At 63.6% G+C, this 3,542-nt stretch carries 4 protein-coding genes and 1 pseudogene; 3 read left to right on the top strand and 2 right to left on the bottom strand.

The annotated features are described in order from the left end of the window. Positions 1–39: 39 nt before the first annotated feature. Positions 40–948 (bottom strand): annotated as a pseudogene (locus QZ079_RS08625) (class I tRNA ligase family protein); the annotation flags it as partial. Positions 949–1,036: 88 nt separating this feature from the next. Here QZ079_RS08625 and QZ079_RS08620 point away from each other — a divergent pair. Both QZ079_RS08620 and QZ079_RS08615 read left to right on the top strand, forming a co-directional pair. Continuing rightward, positions 1,037–1,789: a DUF3267 domain-containing protein gene (locus QZ079_RS08620; RefSeq protein WP_297037455.1), complete on the top strand. Its 753-nt coding sequence runs from the start codon at positions 1,037–1,039 to the stop codon at positions 1,787–1,789. Next, positions 1,786–2,358: an epoxyqueuosine reductase QueH gene (locus tag QZ079_RS08615; protein WP_297037454.1), complete on the top strand. Its 573-nt coding sequence runs from the start codon at positions 1,786–1,788 to the stop codon at positions 2,356–2,358. The genes QZ079_RS08620 and QZ079_RS08615 overlap by 4 nt, the downstream gene beginning before the upstream one ends. A 102-nt stretch (positions 2,359–2,460) precedes the next feature. Here the strand turns inward: QZ079_RS08615 and QZ079_RS08610 are convergent, their stop codons facing one another. Beyond that, the gene (locus tag QZ079_RS08610; protein WP_297037453.1) at positions 2,461–2,613 is read right to left on the bottom strand and encodes a hypothetical protein; all 153 of its coding nucleotides are present in this window, start codon (positions 2,611–2,613) and stop codon (positions 2,461–2,463) included. Between the two features lie 342 nt (positions 2,614–2,955). Here QZ079_RS08610 and QZ079_RS08605 point away from each other — a divergent pair. Next, positions 2,956–3,542: DUF4118 domain-containing protein (locus QZ079_RS08605; RefSeq protein WP_297037452.1), on the top strand; the 587-nt coding region annotated here is incomplete at its 3' end.

Here is a 3,542-nt window from a genome sequence, read left to right as displayed (position 1 = left end):
CCGTCGAAGTAGCCCTCAATGCCAGTGCCCGCCGCGGGCGAGCACCGCATGCGCCTCGTCGCGCTCCTGCCAGCTGGGGAACACCACGGTAAACGAGCTCTTGTTGCCTTCGGGCTCTTCAACCGTGTGCGCGGGAAGCTCGGCCTCGATGGCGTCGAAGGCTTCGCGGAACTTGTTCTGGATGTAGAGGACGGGCGGCAGTAGCCACTCCTCCATGGTCTTCGTGACCACAGAGCGCGTGACGCCGTCGCACTCGAGCTCTTCGACATGCTGTTTGAGGTAGTCGAGATACGCCGGCAGGTCGAAGTAGAGGTTCTCGACCGGACGGAGCTCCGGCGTGGTGCCGGTGAGCTGCGAGATGGGCGCGATGAGCTCCTCGGGTTCGAACTGGTGCCCCAGGTCGCATTCGTCCGCATACGCCTTCTCGGACTTGCAGCCCTGGATGGGGCAGTGGCCGACCACCTGGCGGCCGTTGAGGAACTGCCCGGCCTGCGTGTCATAGAACTGCAGCGTGGAGCGCTTGTTGAGCACCCCGGCTTCCATCAGGCGGTGAAGGATCTCGTCGGTCACCTGCTCGTGCACGTGCGCGGCGGGCTCGAGGGCGCTGCCGGCGTACAGGTCGCACGAGATGTCGTAGGCGTCGAGCGTCGCCTCCTGGCGGTCGTGGTTTTCCTGCACGTATGCGCCGATCGACTTGTCGTAGCCCTCCTCGCGAAGCTTGCGGTAGCTCTCCATGATGGGCGAGCCGTAGCAGTCCGTGCCGGAGACGAAGAGCACGTTTTCGGCACCGAGGCGGTCGCGGAGGAACCGCGCGAAGAAGTCGGCGGGGATGAACACGCCGCCCACGTGGCCGAAGTGCAGGTTCTTGTTGCCGTACGGCATGCCCGCCGTGACGATGGCGCGACGAGGCCAGCTGGGGCGCGTATCGCGAGAAAGCTTGGATGCCATGGGGACTCCTTGCCCGTCGTTTCGATGAAGGACGTTCGATCAGCCCCTCATTATGGCACAGAGCCCGGGGCACGTGTATGCTAGGTACATGATTAAGCGAAGCGACATACACACGTTTGAAGATGAGGCGTTCCTCAAGCGTACGGCGCGACTTTCCGCCGCGGCGTTTATCGTGGCGCTGGTGGCGGGCGCCGTGGTGGTGTTCGCGCTCATCGCCTCTGGCGTCGTGTCGATCGACCCCGAGCTCGCGGCCATATTCACCGCGGGGGATGCCGGAACTTCGTTCCGGAGCTATATTGCGTGGTTTGCCATGGCGGCTATCGCGACGGTAGCCTCGTTCATCGTCCATGAACTCGTGCACGGGGTGTTCTTCAAGCTCTTCGCGTCGTCCGGCGCGCGCGTCACGTTCGGCGCGAATTGGAAACGCGGCATGCTCTACGCCTGCGCGGACGGCATCGTCTACACGCGGTGCCAGTACCTCGTGATCTCGCTCGCGCCCACGTTCGCGGTCACGGCTTTGCTCGTGCTCGCCGGCGTCGCGTTCGGACGACCGGTCGTCGGAGTCTTCGCTGCCGTGCTGCACCTCACGGGTTGTGCGGGCGATTGGGCGTATGCCGAAGAGATTCATCGCGACCCCGCCATTGCCTTTTGCATGGACACGGATTGGGGCGTGTGCTTCTACGCCGAGGGTGAGTCGGATGGGGAGATGTCCCGATTGGGGACAGGTGCATTTTGGGACATCCGCCGCGAGCGCCGGATGTCCCAAAATGCACCTGTCCCCAATCGGGACATCCCGGGCACGTCCCCAACCGGCCCATCGGTGGAGAGCGATGCCGAATGACTCGCCTGCTCCTGCATGCCTGCTGTGCGCCGTGCTCGCTCGAGCCGGTGCGTCTGCTGGTAGACGAAGGTTTCGAGCCCACGATCTGCTGGACGAATCCGAATATCCAGCCCGTTGAGGAGCATGACCGGCGCTTGGCCGAGCTTCGCCGCTGGTGTGCGGGGGCGGGCATCCCACTCATCGAGGCGCGTGAGGATGCCGAGCGCTGGGAGCGCGGGGTGGCACCCATTGGTACCCGCGACCGTGAGCGGCGGTGTCGCGCCTGCTACGCGCTCCGCCTGGCCGAGGCGTGCCGCGTCGCCGAAGCGGAGGGCTTTACCCACATCGCCACGACGCTTGCCGTGTCACCCTACCAGCTCTTCGACACCTGCAACGACGTGCTCGAGCGCCTTGCCGCCGCACACGGCCTCACGCCGGTGATCCGCGACTTCCGCCCCTGGTACCCCGAGGCCACGCGCCGTTCGCGCGAGCTTGGCATGTATCGTCAGCAGTACTGCCGCTTCTCGGCTGCGGAGGCCGCGCTCGATCGCGCTCGGCTGCGTGATGCGCGCAAGCAGGCGCGGGCATAGCGCGCGAGACTACCGGAGAAGTACCGTTCCGCGCGCAGCTCGCACAGCGCTGTTTGAGCACGGGACGATATGCCCCGCGCCCCAATCACCCAGCCCGTACCGCTACCGCGGCTCGTTCGGCAGCGAAGAGCTGCGCCGGGCGCGCTTCACCCGCCAACCGACGCTTGCAAACACGAAGGCGCAGTAGGCGAAGAGTGCGATGCAGCCGGCGCCGATAAGCACCTCGACGAGGACATCTGGGGTAATTGCGTGCATGGCGTGGTCTCCTTTCCACGACGGGCGCGTTTCTCGCGACGTCCGCAGAACCATGTTCAGAAGCTCGGATTCTTCCCCGCGTGAATTGTCTGAAACACACGAAATACAAGCGAATCCAAGATTCCTCGACAGCGACATACACGTGTCACATGGGTTCCATGGGCATGCCCCGCTGTCGAATCCAGTACAGCACGTGAGCGGTAAAGGTGGTGTTAAGCTCGAGCGCCTGGACATTAAAATGTCATAAAGATGCAGGTATTTGGTGTATTGCCCCTTAAGAACGAACGCGTTGTGTTCGCTTTGCCACGCTATACTGAGGAGCAATGCGAAGGGAGGCGGCACATGGATGGGGCGAACGCGCGGGCACCGCGGCGCGAGGGACGCGCGGCGGCACATCTTGGCATCATGTGCGCGCTCTTGGCGGCATCGACCGCAATCGGCCTCGGCTTTCATGAGCTGGGATTTACCGATTCGAGCATCATCTCGCTGTACATCCTATCGACGCTGCTCACCGCTACGGTTACATCGGGACGCATGTACACACTGCTCTCGTCTGCCCTCTCGGTGGTGCTCTACAATTTCTACTTTGTCGTGCCGCGCTTCTCGCTCGAGTCGCTCGATACGAGCTATCTCGTCACGTTCGCCATCATGCTCGTTGCCGCCATCGTTGCCTCGGAGCTTACGAACCATATCGCTCGAAACGCTCGCGAGGCGCGGCGGACGGCGTTTCGCACGAGCGTGCTCCTCGAGACGAACCAGCTGCTTCAGCAGGCGGATGATCCCGAAAGCATTGCACGGATAGCTTTGAGTCAGCTCTTGAAGCTCCTTGATTGCCCGGTAGCGTTTTACCCCGCTGAGGGGGACGGCCTCGGATCTCCGCTGGTGGGCAATGGGGACGATGAGGCGATGCGAGCGGCAACCGCCGAAAA

The sequence above is a fragment of the uncultured Enorma sp. genome (genome assembly GCA_905210055.1).
In the GTDB taxonomy this organism is placed as follows: domain Bacteria; phylum Actinomycetota; class Coriobacteriia; order Coriobacteriales; family Coriobacteriaceae; genus Enorma.
The sequence above is the reverse complement of the archived record's forward strand: the minus strand, read 5'-3'. Positions and strand labels throughout refer to the sequence as shown.